The following is a 20,751-nucleotide window of genomic DNA, read 5'->3' as shown; positions in this document are numbered from 1 at the left end:
AATATTTGCTCACTAACAAAATTCACAAAAACATAATCACTTAATTACGAGAAATAAAAAAATGTCATTGGATATATTTGCGGAAAATAAAAATGGTGTATATTTGCAGCGCATTAAACGATGGTTTATTGACACACAATAACAAATTACTAATCAACGTATAACATCTTTTTTCTCTCTTTCGGTTCAATATCAATTTACCGAAAACCCACGGTAATCCTAGGGCTATACTACCTTAACTTGCTTACAAGTCACTTGTATCACACTTATTTCACCCCTGCCTAATGACGGTGTAAGAAGTGTAAAAGGAATTTGTAACAGAGGAGAGGTAGTATAACCCTAGGATTACCGTGGATTCCGGGTAGAACTAAACCGGACGGATAAACTTAGAAATAGAACCCCAGATTAAAATAAAATTCGAGTTTCTTGTTCCAATCCGAAAGACTAAACATCAAATCAATAGGCCCCAAGTAAGAGTCACGGGAATAACCGACACCTCCACCCCAGATACCTTTACGCCCGAAGATATCAAAAAAACTATCATCTTGCATGGCATAATTCCCGACTAAAGAAAAATAGTGTTTTCTTCCCGCGCGTTGTCGCAACTCCAACCGCCCGACAAGTAAAGAATTTTCAAAAACTCCCACGTGATTGATCCCGAGAAAAGGAATTTGTTGTGCGGCATAACGCCCGAAAACCGTTCCCCCCATACAATTCAAGTATGAATACGCCGGATTGTTCCCGATCAACACACGCCCATAGACGGCGGGCAGCATTTTCAAACGATCGGAAACCGCAATCACCGGGGTAAAATTCAAGGATAGTGCGGAAAAAGGAGCTCCCCCGTCATACGTTCCCATATTATCGGTATAAATCGAGTAAGAAGCTAAAAAAGAGATCCCCCGATTCGGATAGAAACGGCGGTCGTAAGTATCTAACTGAGCCAACCCGTAATAACTGAAAAAACCTTCCGGACGAACGTCTATAATCTCTTCCTCGTTGGCAAAAAGCAATGAATTATAATCGAAATACTCGTAACGCAAGCCCACCTGAAACTTAAAATTGCGAAAATAAAGACTGGACAACCCCAATTCCCCGAAATGATAACGGTAAGTTACATTATTCATCTTTTCCCCCTTGTGATAATAATTCACGTCATTATAACGGAACATATAAGCCAGATTAAACCGACGCAGGAAAGTATTTTCCAACGAGTATTCTATTTTCACGTAAGGATTCTGGCTCAATCGCCCCGTCAAGGCTACCTGTGAACCTCTCAAAGCCTTATAATTCAAGGTCGTGTTCAAAAGAATTGCCGCCATCTCCTCCGTGTCGAAACGGAAACCGACATTCACGGCACTCATGGGTTGAGCCTGTAATTCCAGCACCAGATCGTAAGGTGGTTTCCCTAATAAACGGTAACTCACGGCAGAAAAAGCCTTTGTCCCGTACAACATCGCCACCTCCCGGTGTATATCGGCAAGCGTCACCGCACTATTCTCCCGCAACCGCATTTTCCGGCGTACCCATCCTTCCTGCTTGGTCGTGAGTCCCTCGACGCGTATATCCCGGATATCAAACTCTTCCGGCAGGTACACGGCTGGTTGCTCGGCTACTTTTTCATTCCGCCCTCCTATCAATTCTTTCACTCGCATGATTTCACCCCAATCCTGCAATGCCGCCACCTTACCCCTTGTCAACAAAGAGTCGATCGCGCGGGCACTAAAACTCGCGGCAGAATATCCTTTCACGTTCGGACGGATAACCAAGTCGGCAAGTTTCACGTTTTCCTCGTGTTTATTCATACAAAGCAAATTGACAATCTGCGGTATCACACCGGAAACCGATTCCAGCTTATCCTCCGCCATCAAATCCGCTTGTACATCCACGCCGATCACGATTTCCGCCCCAAGGGCCCGTGCCACGTCTGTCGGGAAATTATTCAACACGCCCCCGTCTACCAGTACCCGATCACCCGCCATTACCGGCGTAAACGCTCCCGGGATAGCCATACTTGCCCGCATCGCCCGCACCAGATTTCCATCGGTCATCACGACCTCCTGCCGATTCAGCACGTCAGCAGCCACGCAAGCGAAGGGAATGGGCAATTTCAAAAAATCCAACGAATCATGATGCCCGATAGTCAGGTCTGTAAAAAGATTATACACGTTTTGTCCCCTGATAAACCCTACCGGACGACGTCTTCCCCGTTCGAATAGGAAGGACAACACGTATTTCGCATCGTACTCTTTCTCGCTGAACGACAAATCGTAACGATTCACCTTATCGCTTAAAAGGAACATCCAATCCTGCGCCCGCACGAGGCTATCCAATTGATCGGCCGTGTATCCGATGGCATACAACCCTCCCACGATAGACCCCATACTCGTTCCCACTATCACATCCACGGGTATGCCCGCCTTTTCCAACACTTGCAATACCCCAATATGTGCAACACCCTTCGCACCCCCGCCACTCAACACCAATCCCACTTTCTTCCGCTGGGCAGACACGTTGACCGCCAAACCGAGAAAAAGGACGAAGATGATTGAATAGCGTAATCTTTTCATTTCTTTATTTTTAAATTCTCAATCCAATCACCAATCTCTTTCAACGCCACGGGTGAAAAAGTTTGAGAGCAGTTTTCTCTATTATCAATATTAAACAAAACATCAAAGCAATTTCTTCAACTCATCTATATCAGGCAAAGCCTTACGCAATTTTTCAGGCATATCAGCAGAAGTATTATACGTGGCTACACCCATGGGTTTATCGTAATCTTGAATAACATATTCCACAAACTCTTTATTGGCATGTTTACAAAGAACAATACCAATAGAAGGATTTTCGTGTGGCTTTCGCACTTTATCATCTAATATACGGAGATATGTACTTAATTGTCCCAAATAGGTCGGTTTGAATTTACCTGTTTTCAATTCGACAACAACAAGTGCATTTAGTTCACGATTGAAAAATATAAGATCCGGAAAAAATTCTTCACCATAGACCTCAAGATGATACTGATTACCGACAAAAGCAAAATCTTGTCCAAAAGTCATGATGAATTTCTTAATATCATGGATAATCTTTTGCTCTACCACCCGTTCATCAATATCTGCAATGTCCCGTATCCCCAATTCCTCCACGTTAATAAAATCAAGCATATACTCATCCTTAAAAGCATTGATGGCTCGAAATGCCAACTCCGATGATGTCAACTTTTGCAAAAAATTATTCGGCATTTGCGATTGATGGTGATAATCATCATTGCCAATAGCCTTTTTCAGACCATCTACAGATAAATGATAAATCGCACACTCATGAATATAGAAATATCGTTCTTTGAGTTCTTTGACCTTTGACAATATTGTATAATGATGAGTAAATGGTACTCGGAGAAAGTCTTCTAACGGAAAGTCTTCACAATTCGTTCCTCGCAAGGAACGAATTGCTATAGAATCCGTTTCATCAGTTGAAAGACTTTCATTAACCAGTTGTAAATCGTTCATTGCAATGAACGATTTATCTTCAAGCATATTCCACTCTTCATAAAATATGCGCATCTTCTTCATGTGTGCTTCAGAGAATCCTCGCAATCCGGGCATATCACGACGAAGTTTTTCGCTAATATAAGTCAATGCACTTGTACCCCAATAATTATCGCGTGAATGTGTCGAGATATAACGCCCAATTCCAAAGTATAGAGCCAATTGCTCGCTATTCACTTTTTGTACAGCCTGATATTGACTTTGCAGTATTGCCGTTTTAATAACTTCTGCCGCTCGATTATATTGATTCGTCAATGATATACTTTCTTTCATTATATACCTTTATCTTCTAAAACCGTTTTAACTTGATTTTGTTGTACAAATATAGTAAATTAAATGTCAGCCCCAGCAGGATGTCTGTTTATTACTCGTTTACAAAATATGGAACTTCAACCCGAACGAGAGGCTCAGAATATCGACCATCTTCACGTATTGATTCGTGAACTTCGAGATCAAGTACAGGTCACAAGTACTCAACTCGTAATATACCGTGATTCGACGGAAAGGGAAATTCTCTTTCATGTTCAGCGCAATACGTTGTCCCAGAAAAGCGTGGAAACGAACACGAGTCGAAAATTTGTAATAGTTATTCGGGTACTTCTCCGGTTCTTTCACCCAGAAATCACTTGCCAGCACGGTATTCACAAACAATCCCGTTTCAAGCGGCTCCAGCACCCAATTTTTCCCCAAAGAAACTTCCCAAGGCACATAATTTTGTTTCAACGTGAGCGTTACCTTGGTTTTATTAGATGAAAACCCCGGTACAAAACCAAACATAAACTCGGTTTCCCATTGCCGTTGCCGACCGTAGTCCCACCCCATACCTGCCGAGAGTAACCCGATCGAGCCGGCAAATTGCAAGTTTTGATACTTCGGGATCAAACTATTCCATTGATTTTGGTAACGTTCCAGTTTTCTTTTATGCCGTTCTGCACGTCTTTCCTCCCGATCATCCTTCTCGTCCCCCATCGCCCACGTGGTAAACGAAAGCAACACGGCCATAATTCCCGCTTTAATAATAGACCACTTCATACTCGTACCCCTCCGGTGTTAAAGTAAATAACAGATAATTTTTATCTTTCATACAACTACAACCTATATAAGGAATCCCGTCGTCAAAATGCTCCTCGTGACGCAAACGATGACTATGGGCATGCATACAAAACTCCATACCGGGAAATGTTTTCAACATCGTGTGAAATACAAACCCTACGTTATTATTAAACTCGATATCCCCGGGTGGCACGTGCATAACCGGAATTGTCCGGGAAATACCGACGGTATCCTGCAATTCCGAATAGATAAACGAAAAATCGGGCACCGGATGAGAATAATCGAACTCCAGCGCGTTCGTGTTCACGCAAAGAAAAAGATTTTCGCCCGCACGAAAAGAAAAGTTCTCTTCCCCGAACACGTCAACAAACACATCCATCCCGTTCCCCAGTATATCGTGATTACCGAGCAAAGCCACGTAAGGTACACGTAACTTACCCATGATATCCCGTATCCACAGGAATTCTTTTGTCAACCCGAAGTCCGAGATATCCCCGCCGTGAATCACGAAATCCACGTCATCTCTTTTGTTCATGTGTTTCACGAAAGCCTCCGTCTCGTCATACCAGCGTTGAGTATCTCCCATGAGCACAAACCGTACCGTATCCTTATCGCGACACGCTTCCTCGATCAACGGGATATTCTTCTTGTTAATATCCAATTTCCCCGATAAACGGACATCATAAGGATGATACTCTATCAAATCACAACCGGCTATAAACATAGCCATCCAAAATAAAAAAATCCATTTTCTCATATCCAACACTTTTTTCCCAAATAATGCAAAAAGCAGACCAAACAGTATAAACGTTGAAATAAAAAAATATGCCCTAAACAGACACAGATATCAAAAATTATTTTATCTTTGTTTAGAAACTCGTGCAGGTAGTTCTTTTCCATGTGATGTGTATTGCTTTTTCATAACTAAGATGAATAAAATTCAAATAAAAAGATAGCGCACGATAATCGTCCGCTGAACAAAAGAACGCTATACGCGAGTCAGACGGGGGCTGTTGGCACAGTCCCCGTTATTCGTGAAATTTACATATCTTATCCTATTAACGGACAAACCGTAGCCCTGACATACCCGATCAAATCTTCTGGTTTTAAACGAATTTGCAACCCCCGCACTCCGGCGCTGATGAAAATATATTCAAATTGCAGACATGAATCGTGAATAAACGTGGGAAAAGCCTTCTTCATCCCGATAGGAGAACAACCGCCCCGGATATATCCGGTCACGGGAAGTAATTCTTTCATAGGGATCAAATCGGCCTTCTTATTCCCGGATGCTTTCGCCGCCAACTTCAAATCGACCTCATGATCTCCGGGAATCACGCAAACGAAGTGACCGTTCCGATCACCATGCAGCACGAGGGTTTTGAACACTTGTGCGATATTCTCTTCCAATTGCGCCGCCACGTGTGTCGCGGCCAAATCATGCTCGTCTACCTCATAGGGAATCAACTCGTAGGCGATTTTTGCCTTATCCAACAACCTTGCCGCGTTAGTCTTGTTTACCTTCTCTTTCATAATCCCTTATTTTGCGGGAACAAAAATACACAAATTTCATCGAAACATACTTGAAAGCAAAGCAAAAAGGAAGAAGAACGACCATGTTGACACTCGCAATAAACCAACGTTTTTTGATTGCGCAAATATACTCTTTTTTCACCAAAATTCGGCCGGATAGTTGTATTTTTAATTCTTTCATACTCAACCATCAAGGTACGAAAACAGTCTTTTCCTTGATACGCAAAATTTTAAGATGATTAAACGTTCATTTAAAAATTTGCCTATGAACATCGAGAAACACCCCGTCATTCTTATCGCGGAAGATAATGAAAGTAACTTTTTTCTCTTGCAGGAGATACTAAAAAAGCAGTACCGGATCATTCACGCGAAAAATGGTGTAGAGGTGGTTCAAATGTATCGAAACGAACACCCCGATGCCATACTCATGGACATCCGAATGCCTGAAATGGACGGTCTGGAAGCAACTCGCGCCATACGCGAATCGGATCAGGATATTCCTATTATAGCCGTCAGTGCCGATGCATACGAAGACGACAAACAAGCCGCTTATCAATGCGGTTGCAACGCGTACATCATGAAACCGATTAATTTCAGAGAATTAAAAGAGACATTACTTCTCCTGCTCACCCCTCATCCTCATTTCTGACCTCATCTTTTCACGGGCACCCATCGCACTGCATCGGCGAATATAAGCTGCACGGCATCCCCTTCCCACCCGTAGTCTTCCGTTTTCTCCCAACTTAACGAATCCCCTCCCCGGTCACTTAGCAAAACACTGTATTCCCCTGCATTAAAATCAAATTTACCCAAAGAGATCCATCCGGCGTCCTCGTTATCCAGTATAACTTCCACGTCTGTCATTCCCTCGTTGGAACCGATCCGGTAAAAAAGCCGGGCACCCTTTATAAACGTACCGCGAGCGGGTGTCACCTGGATATTCGGCACATACACCAAAACATCGTACACCCCGGGAGCATCAATTTTCACTCTCCATTCCACTTCCGATTTTCCCGTTCCGGCTATTTTATAATAAGCACTTTTCACGATATCGCCATAACACTCGGAACTGGTCACGTGAGTCCAACGTTCGTGGTCATAGATATATTCATACTTTTTATGCTCTGTTTTTTCAGAGAAATAAGCTGCCAACTTCTCTCTCTTTTTCTTCTCGTGAATAATCACGTTATCATCATCGACAACCAAACCCGGTTCTTTCCTTAAAAACACGGTACTGTCAGTGTCCCAGATACCGGTACGCCCGTTTTTTGTTTTCTCCAACCGATTTTCACCAAACTCCATAAGCTTATTCCCGGGAATATTCTGACAAAGATTCATATCCAAGAAAAAATAATCGTCACTTCCGAGCACAATTCGTATCTCGTTACAGCCGCGCGCCGGAACAAGGAAACTATGTTTTCCGGAAGAACTCCCTCCCTCTCCGGAAGTCCCCCTCTCGAGAATAGTGACAGTCCCATCCATCGGCGAAGGATTATACACTTTACAACTTGCTATCTTTTGCGCATATTTCTCTTCCTCGAACAATTCCACTTTCATATCCCTTACATAAAAAACAGGCAGCATTTTCCCCTCGTAATACTTATCCAGAATATCACGGACATCTATCCCGAAACGAGCCTCGAACGCCTGTACAAACACGTCCAGCTCTATCCCGGCAAAAGCATGTCGCTTCTTGAAATCTTTCGCAAAATCCACCAATTCCGACCTCCCCACGAGAGCCCGTAAATGACTCTCAATCTGAGCATATTTTCTATCCAACAATATACGCAGGTTATTCAATTTAATATCTTTATCCTCCAAAGCTTCCCGCAACGACTTGCCATCCCAATAATCCACCACTTCTTCATACTCCATATCTTCCGAGAAATAAATCATCGGACCGCGATACATCTCCTCTGCCGCCAGCAAATGATTAATGATACCCCCGACGCCCGGGTATTTGTCCGATGCCACGATTCCCCCGAAATCTTCAAACATGGCAACACAATTGAACGCCCCATCCTGAAGATTCAAAACCAAAATATTCCGTAAAGCGTCACTTTCCAATTCAAAACGCGTACGTTCATCATTTTCCCATGGCCAATACTGTACACGAAAATAATAAGCACTATACATTTTTTCCGGAACAAATATCATCTCCGGCAGAATAAACTCGCTTCCCACACTCCCTTTTCGTTGATAGGGAATAAAATTCACGGGTGTTTCCACCACGGCAAAACGCCGGTACGGGTAATCGCCTCCCTTGTATTCCCAAACCTGACTTATAGGCTCTTGCAAAAGTATTTTCACGGAATCTGCACTCACCGTATAATCTCGTTCAAAAAAATCATGCCCCGGAAAATGATAAATCTCCATTTCCAAAGAATCCAAAACAATACTCTTTTTCTCGTAATGCCCCAAGCTCAAACTTAAACGGGGCAAAGGGTTACGGTTTTCAAAACTAGCCACGTTCTCTTTCACGTTCATATTTCCCTGAGAAATCGCCGTTCTTTCTCCCACGTTCTCGACATGCAACGTATAACGGGTAAAATCATATCGACGAGTCAAAGGAGATAATATATTTACCGTGGGCACACTCACCGGATACCATAAACACTCGGGAACAAGAAATGTATAATCATCACCCACGCGGGCATAACACCATCCGTGACGAAAAAATTGATGAGGGCGTCGGGAAAAAAGGACTAAACGCGTATCATGGAACTCTTTATCCGTGAAATCGGGATAACAGACCGCTTCATCAATAAATCCTTCGTACTCCATGCGAAGATTCAGTTCCTCCCCGGAATCCAATTCCCGATCCACGATAACAACCTGCCCCTCACGCGTGAAAGGTACGGTATTTTCCTCCCGATCCCTCAAACTTGTCACCTGCAAACCGGGATTCAGGTACAGTATCGGATTCTTCAACCGGTTCGTGCGCTCATTCTCAAGCACCAGTTCACTTGTCACGTACATTCTTTCCCCTGCTTGACGGAAACGGATATCATGAGTTTTCACGTGCACGTTATCCACTCCCGCATACTTTTGAAATACTTCCCGGTACATTTCTCTCCGTGCATTTATTCCTTGAAACTTCCCGACATACAAAAATCCGTCAAAAACTCCCGCCAGAATAAAAACAATCCCGAATCCCCGAATGATTCGAATCACCCTGCTCCGATCCGACAATCGCTTCATCATTCCCACGGCTAACAGGATGAACCCGATACCGGACAACATGAAAATCCCTCTCTGCAATACTGTCCATGCCGGTTTTGCCAACCCCGTCACATCCGAGAACAAAAGCGGCAAAGCCCGTCCCCACGGGTCAAACACACCCCATAAAATCTCCCCTGTCCCGAAATAAAACGCCCCCAACAAAGCAAATAAAACAAGAATTGCCAAAGCATGATTCTTTATTTGATTGACAATAATTAATCCCAAGCCCAACACGAAAATCAACGAGGGAATCGTCAACACGACCATATAAATCAAATAAATTCCCGGCTGAAAAGTCCCCGGCTCCCCAAACAACAAATGTACCCCCATCCCACACGCCATCGTCAACACGTTCATCAACAAACACACCTCCAGTATCCCCAACACCTTTCCGGTCTGGTATATCGTATTCGTCACGGGACGGCTTAAAAACACCACGTTCGTTTCCAAACGTCGATCCCTCCTGACAAAATCCACCCCGACAAAGATGACCATGATTCCCTGCACCAGACTATATAACCACGCGTTCAAATAAGGAATATAGGAAGGCAAAGCGACCTCCGCCCAAGAACTAATTCCCCATCTTCCCCCTCCTTGCCATAACCATTGAAACCCGGTAATACCGACTAACACACAAATCATGAAAATCCAGAATAACTTCCCGCGTGCTATCAGTCTCCGCTCGTAACGAGCTATCAGGCGAATATTGTCAAATGTCTTTCTCATTTTAATACCAATTACATACCCATCCCTTCACAAAGGTAGTTTTTAAAACTAAAAGATAAAAGCTAAAAACTAAAAGTTACGTATATTATAACTTCTAGTTTTTAGCTTTCAGAATCCGGTTTATTCGTAAAATAAACCTGTAACTCGCCGCAGGCGAATGTAACCTGCAACCTGTAACTCGCCTCCGGCGATTTATCTCTGCAACGGGAATTTCAATACCGGTTCTTTCTCTTTCTTCGGTTCAGACTTGTTGATCTCCACGTCTTCAATCAAAATAGAAGCCGGGTAAATCAACGAAGACAACACCTGACGGTTCAAAATATAATTGGACACATTTTCCTTGCTGGAAATATCCAATACCCGTTTGATTTTCGACAGATTAATCGCGGAAACATCACCGAAACGAACCTGCGTTTCGCTACCGTCTTTCACGTCTACCTTGTAAATCCGGGAAGCTGTTCCTGCCATACTACGCACGATATAGGCATAATCCAATCCCTCGTCCTTGGCTGCCTTAATCAAGGCCTTTTTCATCTTATCCTGCTTCGTACCTTTATCCACCTCGATATGAATTGTTCCCGGTGCCGTCACGTAAACAATGTCCTGTCCAGTCATCACGAATCTGGAACTACCCGTGGAATGAGGAGTCTTCAATGAAGGTACTCGCCCGTTCAACATCTGGCGTAAAATACCTTTATCCACCAGCGTCATCTCCTTTGCCGGAACAACACCTTCCGCGTCAATCTCGTAAGCTCCCAATAACGGCACCCCGTTATATTTATCCAACGTGCTGTAATTCTTTACCGTCAAACGGTTATCCATGATCTTTCTTCCGATACGTCCGTCCAAAGTCTTGGCTGCACCTCCACGACCGCCTTCAGGTTTCCGGTAAGCGAACAATCCGCCTTGATTCAACAAGTTGTTCGTGAAAATAGCTGAACTGGCACCATCCTCGAAAAGCACCGGACCGGAATAAAACTCTTCCACTTCGGGAGCATCTTTCAATTTAATCAGATTCTCGGCAAAAGCTTTTACGTTTTTCTTCAGCTCTTCCAGTGAAGGCATATCCTGCGGACGAGCCACCAACACGGAATAGACATCTCCGATTTTCACGCCGTCCGCCGTGTTCACGAATCCCTGTGCATAGAAATTAACGTAAGAAACCGGTTGCTTCATGGTTACCCCTTCGCTGGTTTGCTTGTACACTTCCATGTCCAGCCCGCTGATACCCACGGATGAATTGTAAATATCCTTGTAACCCTTGAAAATAGCGGAAAGTTCGCGAATCGCGTTTTCCCACTCTTTCATGTTAATATCATAGGGCTTGCTCTCCACTATTTTCGTGATCGGCTCTGCCTTTACCAGATCAGGCAATGCTGCCTCTTCCGGTGTTTGCGGGTTAGCTTTCAAGGCAGCCTCTTTAGCGGCTGATTCCTGTAATGCCCATTTATAAGCAGCATCCGTCACCAACCAGTAGTTCTGACGAATCATATCATAATCCGCCTCGGCAGGCATACCTATTTTCAAGAATTGACCGATGTAACGGGAATCACTCGTGTTGTCATAATTTCCCAACAGCAATTGCGAAGAACCGATACCCATCCAAGGTAATTCCATTGAACTCGTGATAGCCCCCAACACTCCCGATACCTCGAATTGACGATATCTTCCTAGAGAATAGGACAAATAAAACGGCTTATCCATTCCCGGCAAAGCCAAATTTTCCTTATTTCTCTGCAACTCATCCTGCATGGCTTTAAAAATCACCTGATCTTGCTCGCTTTGTGCGACAACCGGACCGAGCAGCAGGAAAAACAATAATAGTGATAATATATATTTCATCGTATTAATTTTAGATTTAATGATTTTAGATTTTAGATTTCCCCGCTCATGCCAACACTCCTTTTAACTCTAAATTCTAAACGTCAAATTTCTTTTAGTTTTTAGCTTTTTTCTCCAATCCCGGAGCCGATAAAATCGGTAAAATATCCTGTGATTTGGCTTTCCGTTGCGTTTCTACTTTGTTTACCAAAATAGTCGGAGAAATTGCCGTAACAGGGATAGAACCGGACTCGGCACCACACATACCCGTGAATACACGAGCGTCATTTCCCGCGTAAATAATATTCGAGAACATGGAAAGGGGAGTTCCGATCAGATCCACGCCGCGTACCAATTGGTCGGGACGACCGTCCGCGAACACTTTGTACACTTCCAACGGGGTAACGTTAAAGGAGTTCGTTCCCCCTTTTCCGGTGAACGTGAATCCACTCGTTACCTCTTTAAAGAAATAACCGTATTCTTTACCTTGTTTTTTCACTTCCTCGATCAACAATTGGCGCAACTCTTCCGGAGTTTTCGGGTTAGAAGTCTCAATCACCAAATTAGACTGGCGAGATACCGGATCAAATCCCCCCATAGCCCGCGCGTGCCCGTTCGAGCGAGGATGCCCGTCAATCGGGGTGCGAGTCATCAGGAACTCGTTCAACTTGCCGTTCACAACCACGTCTACCCGTTCAGCCTTCACACCTTGGTCGTCATATTTATAGAAACCGTTCAAATCCTCCCCGGCATATTCCCGGATTGTCGGGTCATCATACACGTGCATATCAGCAGGCAACACGTACTCACCAACCATTTTTTTGAACGTCTGTCCGTCACTCTCGCTCTTCATGCGTTGTCCTTCAACACGGTGACCGAATATCTCGTGGAAGAATACCCCGCTGGCAGGACCGGACAACAAAGCCGGACCGGTGTAGGGATCTACCATCGGAGCGACACGCAATGCTTCAAGAGTTTTTACCATTTCTTTCGCGTCGGCGATGATCTTGTCGTTTGACGGCAGATCTTTCGGATCATAAGCAAAATAAGAAAGATTCAACGGCAATTCCATTCCGTCGTCAGCCTTCGTCTCCCCGAATACCATAATCCGGGCATACGGCAGATTCTGAACAACCTCCGTACCTTCGCTATTCACGAAATAACGTCTTTCCACGGTATAAATCATCATAGCGTCACCTTGCATGATTCCGGGTTGATTTTTGAACACGGCGGAAATTTCCTTCAACCGTTTCGCCCACTCGTCCAGATCAATTTTAGTTTTTTCTACCGGAAGCGGAGCCTCGTAATACTTTTCTACCGGAACTTCCGAGAAATAAGGAGCCTTATCCTCTTCCTCCACGTTCACCGTCGTCTGCGCTTTGGTTCTTTGGTACATATCCACGGCAAACTTGTAACGGTTGTTTGTCTCGTTCCAGATAGCTTGACGAATGGCATCTTCATTATTATCCTCGTCCAAAGGCAATCTGGCTGACGAAGGCTGTTGCGCCCCCATCTGGGCGAACTTGAAATTATCTAATGTTGCATCTCCCAAACGAATTTGCGGTACTAAAGTCCGGGAACGATATTGCTGACTGTTCATCAACGCCCCGAAAGAAGTGGATACCACGGACGTGGTCACATCAATAACCCTGTAATTCATGTGATACGGGGGAAACTCTTCGCCTTTCAGTTCCTTCATCTGTTGTGCCAACTCTTCCTTGAGTAAACTCAACAACTTATCCTGTGCCTGCCCGTAAGTTTTCGGTACAAACAACAAGGTGAGAAAGCAACTCAAAATAATCCATACTGTTTTTCTCATGTGTGTAATAGTTTTAATCTTGTAAATAATAAATAGTCTGAAAACACGCACTATTTTCGCTAACAAATATAAAACGATTCTGTATGGTTACAAAATGCAATCGATTTAAATTTTAGTTAAACCCGAGAAAAAATAAAAAAAGGGGATTTCCCATCACGGTACTTTCACCCTCCTAGACAAATTAGAATTCAAAAAACATTACATTTACATGTAACTATCTTGTAAAAAAAACGTTTTCAAAAAAGCCTCCGGTTATTAAATAGAACGTCAACTCGGATTTAACAAAAAAAGTGTATGCACACTTCCGGAGGCTTATTCCTTCATTTGTGCTATACACTTCTTTATTATTTCTCGAATTGACAAAGCAAAGGTATAGATTTCTTTATTAAAAACCACATAAAAATAAAATAATTTATACTTTAATTCCGACCTTCAATATTCCACCTGTTACCTCCCTACTATATTCTTCGTCAATATCACACACCTATTACACTATGTGTAAATAGGTTAATCAAATCTTCCTATTCTCTTTCCCCATCGTCGTTTCAACCAAGCCACAACCACGGAACTCACGATTCCCCCGATAATACTGATCACTCCGGCAAACAAATGATCTGCCATCTGCGACAACACCGAATTAAAACTCAATGTCGAGAACATTCCTATTATAAAATAATTCATACGATTGAAAGTTGAAAATTGAAAATAATAGAAGCCAGCCGCCCCGACGCAAAGCCCCGTGCGACTGAAATCTAAAATCAAAAATGGCAAATCAAGAAATCAATAAGCTGTCTGATGCCATCTTCCCATTATCCAGCGTGGCGAAGCAATACGCTTTAACCTTGGTGTTGTCCCACTCATCCGGTAGCGCATAACTCGTGCTACCACCTTCACCGCGGACTCTCAACGTTATTAATCTCGCCCGCTCTCGTACCGTCTCGTACAACACGCCATACACTTGATCTCCGGCAAACGCGTACCCGTCCTCTTCCTCTTGCATCTCTTGCACAAACTGGAACTTCTTACTTTCCTCATCATAATTCACGGTCACCTTTGGCGGATTAAGCATCCCCGCGGCAACCTGCAAAAGATCGAAATCTATTGTTCCCACGTTTTTCTCATCCACGGTTACCGCTTTCATATTCCGTGCCACGAAAGCATTCGACGTGGTCCCGTTCCCCACACCCGCGAAGCCTTTCCGAATGATCGGCAGAAGACTTCGGGATAACTGTACCACAGCTTTCATTTTCGCCCGCTGTACCAGTATCTCCGGTGTCGGGTTGTCTTTCCTTGAAAAAACTTTCGCTTTCGCGATATTTTTCCTTCTCGTGTAACACAACGTGATGTTACCTACTGATTTTCTCGCTTTACCTAACAAATAAGAATTAAATTCTGCCATAAAACAATTGAAAATTAAAAGTTGAAAATTGAAAATTTACTTATTCTGTGATTGCCGATTAAACGATTCCGTAATTACATAATCATAAATCGGAAATCACTCAATCAAAATCGGAAGTCATAAATCATAAATTTTTAAACGCCTCTTCCAACGCCGGTCCCGGATCCTGTTTTCTTGTTGTTATATCCGAGTGGCCTACCACGTTCTTGATCGGGTAATGTTTTTGAAGCAATCGGCAAACTTGTGCCAATACCTGAACCTGTACCCGCGTGTAGCGATGCCAAAAAGTCGGCACGTCCCCCTTGTCATCCGTGTACACCTCTTCTACCGGGACCTCCCGACCACATTCGGCAAAAAACTTTTTCCCTTTCTGCCGGAGTTTCCCGAGATTATCCAACTCGATCCCGATAGAATAATGATTCAATTCGGCACATCCCGCGTACCAGCTTCTTCCGGCATGCCATGCCTCGATATTGAACGGCACAAGTTGAAAAACTTTCCCGTCCCGCCCGATTACCAGATGTGCCGAAGCCGCCACATCCGGCCGGGTAAGATAAATCGCGGAAGATTCACCACTCACACCCGCGGTATAATGCAACACGATCATATCCGGCTCCTTTAACGGGCGTGTATTCTTCGAACACACCAAATGCACCACCCCATCCCCGTCACCCATCAAACGATGGTTGACAATTGAAAATGGAGAATTAAAAATTGAAAATGCCATACTAAATAATTTAAAGTTTAAAACAATAAAAAGTTATTTACTCATACAAATGCAAAAAAAGGCGTGTAAACCTTGATAATTGGTTTACACGCCTTTTATAATAAAAGATTTAATTTCTACATGATAGTGAAGCTGATTTTCCGCCCCAATCCTTGAAATATTTTAAACAACGTAGAAAGCTGAATATCTGTATGACCGTTTTCTATACGGGAGATATAACTTTTTTTTGTTCCGATTTTAGCCGCAAGTTGTTCTTGCGTCATCCCTGCTTTCAAACGTTCGGCTTTCAATTGTTCTCCGATGATAAAAGCCTCACAACTATTTTCAAAGTTATCACGCTCCGCTGTCCCCGGTACACCGAAATCTTCAGTAATCAAATCCTCTATCGAGGTACATCCCATTGTTTTCAATTCTTCATTGTTCATCTCTTCCTCCTCCTTTCATTTCTTTATTAGCAAAATATTCATGCATAAGCCGTTTAGCTCGTTCGATCTCCCCCAAGGGAGTCTTTTGTGTTTTCTTCTGAAACCCGTTAAACAATATCACTAGATTTCCTTCATCCATACAACAGAAAATACGATAAATATTTCCACCTTCTTCTACTCGAATTTCATAAAGTCCCTTTACTCCGGTAATAGCTTTAAAAAATTTCTCAGGTATCTGCTCTAAAGTCATTATATAAATAAAAACCTGATAAACTTTGCGCAATGCATCCCTAGACAAGTCCTTCTTGAACTCTTTGAAGTAGTCAGCATAAACCACTACTTGGCGGACATATTTTCTCTTTTCTGTCATAGATAAATATTCTACGCACAAAGATAACTAATTAGTGAACAAAGAACAATTATTTTACTACTTTATTTCATTATACGTGCAAACCAATATATCAAAGAACATTTTTTTCACCCCAACAATTTCACGCTCACGAATCAATCAAAGCCCCCCAATCACGGAATTACCTAATCGGCAATCATTAAATCACTGAATTAGCGCCGCTTGCGCGTGAAAGCCTGCATGATTTTCTCCCCGCTCCTTCCCACCACGTATCCGCCTATTCCGATTTCCAGTAAATCCCAGAAGCGGGAAGTATCGGAGAGAATCGGCAGACTCGTGAAAGTACCGACAAGAACGATCAAGGCAAATATCAACATTACCAACGGTCGCCACGAGCGTTGTAACCAATTGCCGCGAGCTTCTTCCACCAACACGGCAGCCCGAGCTTCCATCACCCGTTGTTCCCACTCCATGAACACCCGCAACAGATCCGTTTCCAGTTGCTTTTTCTCCCTCGCCGGGAGCGTCAGGCGATCGACCAACTCGCCAACCGCACTGACAATTCCGGTTACAGGCTTCATTTCCAGCCTTGAATTTTAATAAAATCCGACGGGTAATAATACCTCCTCCCACAAATCTGACATTTCCGCACCTTATCTTTCTCCGCGTACCGATCCAAAGTGCGGCGGTGAATCTCCAATTTTTTGCATAAAGCCTCCTCACTCATCATCTGCTCGAAAGGAGATTGTTTCAATTCCCGCAACCTCGACTCGATCATGCACAAACGCAGAGAAATACCTTCTTGCAACTCGACTACTGTCACCAGTAATTTTTCATTCTTTTCCATCGTTCATTATAAATATAGGATTAATATTATCACCATCTCCTCGCATCCAATTTTTCAATATGATCTTCCAGCGACGTCCTCAATCGCTCGATCAACGCCGTCGGGTGGGGTCTTGCCAGCGACTTGCTGATCAACGAGTAATAATCCGGGTTCAAAGGCAGATTCCATACCCGGCAGAAAAAACGAATAAACTCCTTTTCCGTCATATCCCCCGTCAGACACCGAACGATACCCGAACGATAGAAACAAGCCAACAACTCCCCCAGTTCCATATCGTCTAACGACAAGGTAAACACGGAAGGCAACACCGCAGGTTCCGAACAAAAACATCGGGCATAACGCAGGTACGACTCTCTCTGCACCAGCACGAAACGATTGATCATTTCCCGTGTATCGGCATCCAGCTGTTTGAACTGCACCAACTCATCTCCCCGCGTAATCCTCAAGTAGCGATGCAATGTCCCGTCTTTCCGGGGTGAGAACACCTCTTCCAATTCCAACACCCGTTCGCTCAACATCTTCCAGATCATAAAACTCCGCTGTCCCCGGACTGCAGTCTCCGCCATCATCGGACAAACCGCCAATTCCAGATCCAAAAGTTCCAAACGCATCCCCCCTTCCCATTCATAACCGTTATAACGAATCGGAGCTGCAGGATCTCCCGTCAATTCCGCCTTTGCCTCAAACAATAGATTCAAGTACTTCAATAAATCATTTTTCTTGCTCATATCTTCAGGTATTGTGTATTAGAAAACGCTTTCCTGTCGGGAGTCCCGAAAAAACAATAAATATGCACCCGGGTTCCCTTTCTCCTCGTCAACGGGAATGTCACCTTTTCATCCAAACGCTTGGCCCCGATTCCCTCCACGACTACCGGGGAAAAAGAACGATTCCCGTACAACAACACGACTGTCAACCCGTCGTCGGCATCCCCGAATCCGTCCCACGTGTCAGCCTCCCATCGCAATGTCACCCGGTCTTCAGCGTCCACCTCCGCCTCCAACTCATACACACCCCGGCGTTTCCCTGCCGAGAATTGCAGTAACGAAAAATCCCCGATTTTCCCGTTCGCCTTAAAGGCTTCCAGATTCATCTTCATAAACAAGGAAAAACCATTCATCCTTGTCCCTTTTGCCGATACGTCCAGCACATCCCGCAACGAAGTTTCTTTCAATTTCTGGTAAAAACGCACTGCCACCCGGAACCTCGAACGTACCGCCTGCTGTTTCGGCGTATTGGGATCATTTCTATTCACCGCCAACGCCCTCGCGAACGTTTTTCCGTTCATGGTACAGAAAACGGTGTTCCCCACTTTCCCCCGAATCTTAAATAAACTACTTACTTCTGCCATAATTTTTCATTTAAAAATTTATACTCCAAAATCTACTGACATATCGTCAAACTTTGATGATGCAAACATACAACCCTTTCACCCGTCCGCCTTGCAGGGTGAACATGGACAATTCGTGACAATAACAGACTCTCACCAAAAAAGACAAAAAAATCAGGAGATGTGGCAAAACACACCTCCTAATGAATTACAATTTTTTCCGCGAACTATTACTCGACCACCTTCCAATCCGACACTGTTCCCGTTTCCGACGAGAAACTAACCCCGATACGATACAGCCGACGCTCATCTTCCAAGTAAGGCAACGCGTACCCCTTCTCCTCTATCTGGCGCAATGCCTCGTCCGCCGTACCGTCTAGCTTGAATTCGAAAATATAAATATAATGATCTGTCTCGATGATACAATCCACTCGTCCCTCGCTCTGCTGCTTCTCCGTGTAAACCGTGTAAACGCTAACCAAACGCATCAACAAATAGAACGTGTAATGAAAATACCGCTCTTTCTCACGTTCGTTTTCCTTACGACGCATCGTGTAAGGAATACTACTCAAAAACGAGGTCAACAAGCGACGGAATTTTTCCGTGTCACCCTCCTGTAAGGTATCCACCGTATCCTGTACCCAATTATTAATGCTTGTTCGCGGCTTCAAGTAATCTGAAGCCACCATGGTCAAGAAACCGTTTTTCACCTCGTTATTCGGGAAATCGAGCAAAAACGTGTTACGACGCATATTGTATCCTTTGATCGTCAAGTAACCACTCTGGTAGATCATCGGTAAAGGTTTTTCAACGTCTGCCTTGTAATCCACAAATTCAGGAGTTTCATAATAACGCCCCGTCAGTTCATTCAGATTTTCTCTAGTGTGATTCAATAGACGAATAAGATAAGACGGGGTACCACTCCGGAACCAATAATCTTGAATCATCATTGCATCCAAAGCATTCAATAAACTGAACGGGTTATAAACATCCACTAACCGCGGACCGAAATGATAACCGTCATACTGACGTTTCAACAACTGCCTCATCCCTTCCGCATCATAATGATAAACCTCTGCCATCTCCGTCATGGGTGATGCAAAATAATAATCCAACTCATCTTGCGTAATCCCACAAAGAGCCTCATACCGACCATCCATACTGATATCTTTCGGTTGATTGAAACCACTGAACACGCTCACCTGCGAGAATTTCGTCACTCCTGTCAGGAAAACAAATTGCAAATGCTCGTCAGCCGCCTTGAAAACAGAATAAAAACCTTTCAGTACCCCACGGTTCCATTCCTCCAGCAGCATCCGGTTGCCATCCACGGTCACCTCTATATTTGTATCCAACACGTCAAGAATCGGCTTGTCATATTCGTCTATCAACACCACGGCTCGATGCCCCGTCCACTCGTGTGCTTTCTCTAGCAATTGGATAAAACGATCCCCCACGTCCAAACCTCCATTTTCTAAACCGAATTCTTCCTCCCAACGGGATACATATCCTTGGAGCACGTTCTCTAACGTTTCCCCTTTCAAAAAATTCCGTCCGTTAAAATCAATATGAAACACCGGATACACCAACCAATCCTTCTCCAATTCGTCAATCGCCAGCCCCTTGAAAAGTTCCTTCCGTCCCAAAAAATAATTCTTCAGTGTAGACACCAAAAGACTCTTCCCGAAACGACGCGGACGACTCAAAAAATAGATTTTTCCTTCTTTCACCAACGAGTAGACCAAGGCGGTCTTGTCCACGTAAACATAACCGTCCTCGATGATTTGGTCAAAACTCTGGATTCCTATCGGGTACTTCATCTTCAAAATCGTTTTAAAGTTGTTCATACAAAGATATTACAATATTTTCCATGTCCCAACATGTCAAAGAACTTTTACTGATTCCTTCTGAAAATCGGCCAATTATCTCTCACGTTAAAATCTTAACCAGCC

General features: G+C 43.8%; 19 protein-coding genes. 1 reads left to right on the top strand and 18 read right to left on the bottom strand.

The genetic code is table 11. The annotated features are described in order from the left end of the window. Nucleotides 1-386 precede the first annotated feature (386 nt). From L0M98_RS21845 to ybaK, 5 genes are all read right to left on the bottom strand, one after another. Nucleotides 387-2,570 carry a patatin-like phospholipase family protein gene (locus tag L0M98_RS21845; RefSeq protein WP_227217811.1) on the bottom strand — a complete coding sequence of 728 codons (2,184 nt, stop codon included), beginning with the start codon at nucleotides 2,568-2,570 and terminating at the stop codon, nucleotides 387-389. Between the two features lie 102 nt (nucleotides 2,571-2,672). Continuing rightward, nucleotides 2,673-3,809 carry a PDDEXK nuclease domain-containing protein gene (locus tag L0M98_RS21840; RefSeq protein WP_370645703.1) on the bottom strand — a complete coding sequence of 379 codons (1,137 nt, stop codon included), beginning with the start codon at nucleotides 3,807-3,809 and terminating at the stop codon, nucleotides 2,673-2,675. A 111-nt stretch (nucleotides 3,810-3,920) separates the two neighbouring features. Then, nucleotides 3,921-4,580: a hypothetical protein gene (locus L0M98_RS21835; RefSeq protein WP_099293315.1), complete on the bottom strand. Its 660-nt coding sequence runs from the start codon at nucleotides 4,578-4,580 to the stop codon at nucleotides 3,921-3,923. Beyond that, nucleotides 4,561-5,358, bottom strand: a complete 798-nt coding sequence (locus L0M98_RS21830) for a metallophosphoesterase family protein (protein WP_099293317.1) — start codon at nucleotides 5,356-5,358, stop codon at nucleotides 4,561-4,563. Before L0M98_RS21830 ends, L0M98_RS21835 begins: the two co-directional genes overlap by 20 nt. 293 nt (nucleotides 5,359-5,651) lie before the next feature. After that, nucleotides 5,652-6,134 carry a Cys-tRNA(Pro) deacylase gene (gene ybaK, locus L0M98_RS21825; protein ID WP_227217809.1) on the bottom strand — a complete coding sequence of 161 codons (483 nt, stop codon included), beginning with the start codon at nucleotides 6,132-6,134 and terminating at the stop codon, nucleotides 5,652-5,654. 265 nt (nucleotides 6,135-6,399) lie between these two features. Here ybaK and L0M98_RS21820 point away from each other — a divergent pair, with 265 nt between their 5' ends. Next, a complete protein-coding gene (locus tag L0M98_RS21820; RefSeq protein WP_099293323.1) occupies nucleotides 6,400-6,783 on the top strand; it encodes a response regulator in 384 nt (127 codons plus the stop codon). 2 nt (nucleotides 6,784-6,785) lie between these two features. Here the strand turns inward: L0M98_RS21820 and L0M98_RS21815 are convergent, their stop codons facing one another. From L0M98_RS21815 to L0M98_RS21755, 13 genes are all read right to left on the bottom strand, one after another. After that, nucleotides 6,786-10,082 carry a golvesin C-terminal-like domain-containing protein gene (locus tag L0M98_RS21815; RefSeq protein ID WP_227217808.1) on the bottom strand — a complete coding sequence of 1,099 codons (3,297 nt, stop codon included), beginning with the start codon at nucleotides 10,080-10,082 and terminating at the stop codon, nucleotides 6,786-6,788. Between the two features lie 192 nt (nucleotides 10,083-10,274). Beyond that, on the bottom strand, nucleotides 10,275-11,924 hold the full coding sequence (locus tag L0M98_RS21810) for a metallopeptidase TldD-related protein (protein WP_227217807.1): 1,650 nt from the start codon (nucleotides 11,922-11,924) through the stop codon (nucleotides 10,275-10,277). A gap of 94 nt (nucleotides 11,925-12,018) precedes the next feature. After that, entirely contained in the window at nucleotides 12,019-13,722 is a 1,704-nt protein-coding gene (locus L0M98_RS21805; protein ID WP_099293327.1) for a TldD/PmbA family protein, read from the bottom strand. A 507-nt stretch (nucleotides 13,723-14,229) separates the two neighbouring features. Next, the gene (locus L0M98_RS21800) at nucleotides 14,230-14,403 is read right to left on the bottom strand and encodes a hypothetical protein (RefSeq protein ID WP_176555116.1); all 174 of its coding nucleotides are present in this window, start codon (nucleotides 14,401-14,403) and stop codon (nucleotides 14,230-14,232) included. A gap of 91 nt (nucleotides 14,404-14,494) precedes the next feature. Continuing rightward, nucleotides 14,495-15,121: a DUF6266 family protein gene (locus tag L0M98_RS21795; RefSeq protein ID WP_099293335.1), complete on the bottom strand. Its 627-nt coding sequence runs from the start codon at nucleotides 15,119-15,121 to the stop codon at nucleotides 14,495-14,497. Nucleotides 15,122-15,245: 124 nt separating this feature from the next. Further along, nucleotides 15,246-15,848, bottom strand: coding sequence for an N-acetylmuramoyl-L-alanine amidase (locus tag L0M98_RS21790; RefSeq protein WP_227217806.1), 603 nt, complete (start codon nucleotides 15,846-15,848; stop codon nucleotides 15,246-15,248). Between the two features lie 116 nt (nucleotides 15,849-15,964). Next, a complete protein-coding gene (locus tag L0M98_RS21785; protein WP_227217805.1) occupies nucleotides 15,965-16,273 on the bottom strand; it encodes a helix-turn-helix domain-containing protein in 309 nt (102 codons plus the stop codon). Continuing rightward, nucleotides 16,263-16,643: a type II toxin-antitoxin system RelE/ParE family toxin gene (locus L0M98_RS21780; RefSeq protein ID WP_227217804.1), complete on the bottom strand. Its 381-nt coding sequence runs from the start codon at nucleotides 16,641-16,643 to the stop codon at nucleotides 16,263-16,265. The genes L0M98_RS21785 and L0M98_RS21780 overlap by 11 nt, the downstream gene beginning before the upstream one ends. Before the next feature lie 191 nt (nucleotides 16,644-16,834). Then, complete coding sequence (locus L0M98_RS21775; RefSeq protein ID WP_227217803.1) at nucleotides 16,835-17,203, bottom strand: 3TM-type holin; 369 nt, start codon at nucleotides 17,201-17,203, stop codon at nucleotides 16,835-16,837. Continuing rightward, complete coding sequence (locus tag L0M98_RS21770) at nucleotides 17,200-17,469, bottom strand: hypothetical protein (protein WP_099293339.1); 270 nt, start codon at nucleotides 17,467-17,469, stop codon at nucleotides 17,200-17,202. Before L0M98_RS21770 ends, L0M98_RS21775 begins: the two co-directional genes overlap by 4 nt. Before the next feature lie 29 nt (nucleotides 17,470-17,498). Then, nucleotides 17,499-18,197, bottom strand: a complete 699-nt coding sequence (locus L0M98_RS21765; protein ID WP_227217802.1) for a hypothetical protein — start codon at nucleotides 18,195-18,197, stop codon at nucleotides 17,499-17,501. Further along, a complete protein-coding gene (locus tag L0M98_RS21760; protein WP_227217801.1) occupies nucleotides 18,194-18,820 on the bottom strand; it encodes a DUF6266 family protein in 627 nt (208 codons plus the stop codon). The genes L0M98_RS21765 and L0M98_RS21760 overlap by 4 nt, the downstream gene beginning before the upstream one ends. A 209-nt stretch (nucleotides 18,821-19,029) precedes the next feature. Next, a complete protein-coding gene (locus L0M98_RS21755) occupies nucleotides 19,030-20,619 on the bottom strand; it encodes an ATP-binding protein (RefSeq protein ID WP_227217823.1) in 1,590 nt (529 codons plus the stop codon). Nucleotides 20,620-20,751: the final 132 nt, after the last annotated feature.

The organism is Butyricimonas sp. DFI.6.44 (genome assembly GCF_022132345.1).
Lineage (GTDB): Bacteria > Bacteroidota > Bacteroidia > Bacteroidales > Marinifilaceae > Butyricimonas > Butyricimonas muris.
The sequence above is the reverse complement of the archived record's forward strand: the minus strand, read 5'-3'. Positions and strand labels throughout refer to the sequence as shown.

What these genes read in the sequence shown, in the direction of transcription:
- L0M98_RS21845 (WP_227217811.1), bottom strand. Translation starts at nt 2,570, where the DNA reads ATGAAAAGATTACGCTATTCAATCATCTTCGTCCTTTTTCTCGGTTTG.
- L0M98_RS21835 (WP_099293315.1), bottom strand. Translation starts at nt 4,580, where the DNA reads ATGAAGTGGTCTATTATTAAAGCGGGAATTATGGCCGTGTTGCTTTCG.
- L0M98_RS21830 (WP_099293317.1), bottom strand. Translation starts at nt 5,358, where the DNA reads ATGAGAAAATGGATTTTTTTATTTTGGATGGCTATGTTTATAGCCGGT.
- ybaK (WP_227217809.1), bottom strand. Translation starts at nt 6,134, where the DNA reads ATGAAAGAGAAGGTAAACAAGACTAACGCGGCAAGGTTGTTGGATAAG.
- L0M98_RS21820 (WP_099293323.1), top strand. Translation starts at nt 6,400, where the DNA reads ATGAACATCGAGAAACACCCCGTCATTCTTATCGCGGAAGATAATGAA.
- L0M98_RS21815 (WP_227217808.1), bottom strand. Translation starts at nt 10,082, where the DNA reads ATGAGAAAGACATTTGACAATATTCGCCTGATAGCTCGTTACGAGCGG.
- L0M98_RS21810 (WP_227217807.1), bottom strand. Translation starts at nt 11,924, where the DNA reads ATGAAATATATATTATCACTATTATTGTTTTTCCTGCTGCTCGGTCCG.
- L0M98_RS21805 (WP_099293327.1), bottom strand. Translation starts at nt 13,722, where the DNA reads ATGAGAAAAACAGTATGGATTATTTTGAGTTGCTTTCTCACCTTGTTG.
- L0M98_RS21800 (WP_176555116.1), bottom strand. Translation starts at nt 14,403, where the DNA reads ATGAATTATTTTATAATAGGAATGTTCTCGACATTGAGTTTTAATTCG.
- L0M98_RS21795 (WP_099293335.1), bottom strand. Translation starts at nt 15,121, where the DNA reads ATGGCAGAATTTAATTCTTATTTGTTAGGTAAAGCGAGAAAATCAGTA.
- L0M98_RS21790 (WP_227217806.1), bottom strand. Translation starts at nt 15,848, where the DNA reads ATGGCATTTTCAATTTTTAATTCTCCATTTTCAATTGTCAACCATCGT.
- L0M98_RS21785 (WP_227217805.1), bottom strand. Translation starts at nt 16,273, where the DNA reads ATGAACAATGAAGAATTGAAAACAATGGGATGTACCTCGATAGAGGAT.
- L0M98_RS21780 (WP_227217804.1), bottom strand. Translation starts at nt 16,643, where the DNA reads ATGACAGAAAAGAGAAAATATGTCCGCCAAGTAGTGGTTTATGCTGAC.
- L0M98_RS21775 (WP_227217803.1), bottom strand. Translation starts at nt 17,203, where the DNA reads ATGAAGCCTGTAACCGGAATTGTCAGTGCGGTTGGCGAGTTGGTCGAT.
- L0M98_RS21770 (WP_099293339.1), bottom strand. Translation starts at nt 17,469, where the DNA reads ATGGAAAAGAATGAAAAATTACTGGTGACAGTAGTCGAGTTGCAAGAA.
- L0M98_RS21765 (WP_227217802.1), bottom strand. Translation starts at nt 18,197, where the DNA reads ATGAGCAAGAAAAATGATTTATTGAAGTACTTGAATCTATTGTTTGAG.
- L0M98_RS21760 (WP_227217801.1), bottom strand. Translation starts at nt 18,820, where the DNA reads ATGGCAGAAGTAAGTAGTTTATTTAAGATTCGGGGGAAAGTGGGGAAC.
- L0M98_RS21755 (WP_227217823.1), bottom strand. Translation starts at nt 20,619, where the DNA reads ATGAAGTACCCGATAGGAATCCAGAGTTTTGACCAAATCATCGAGGAC.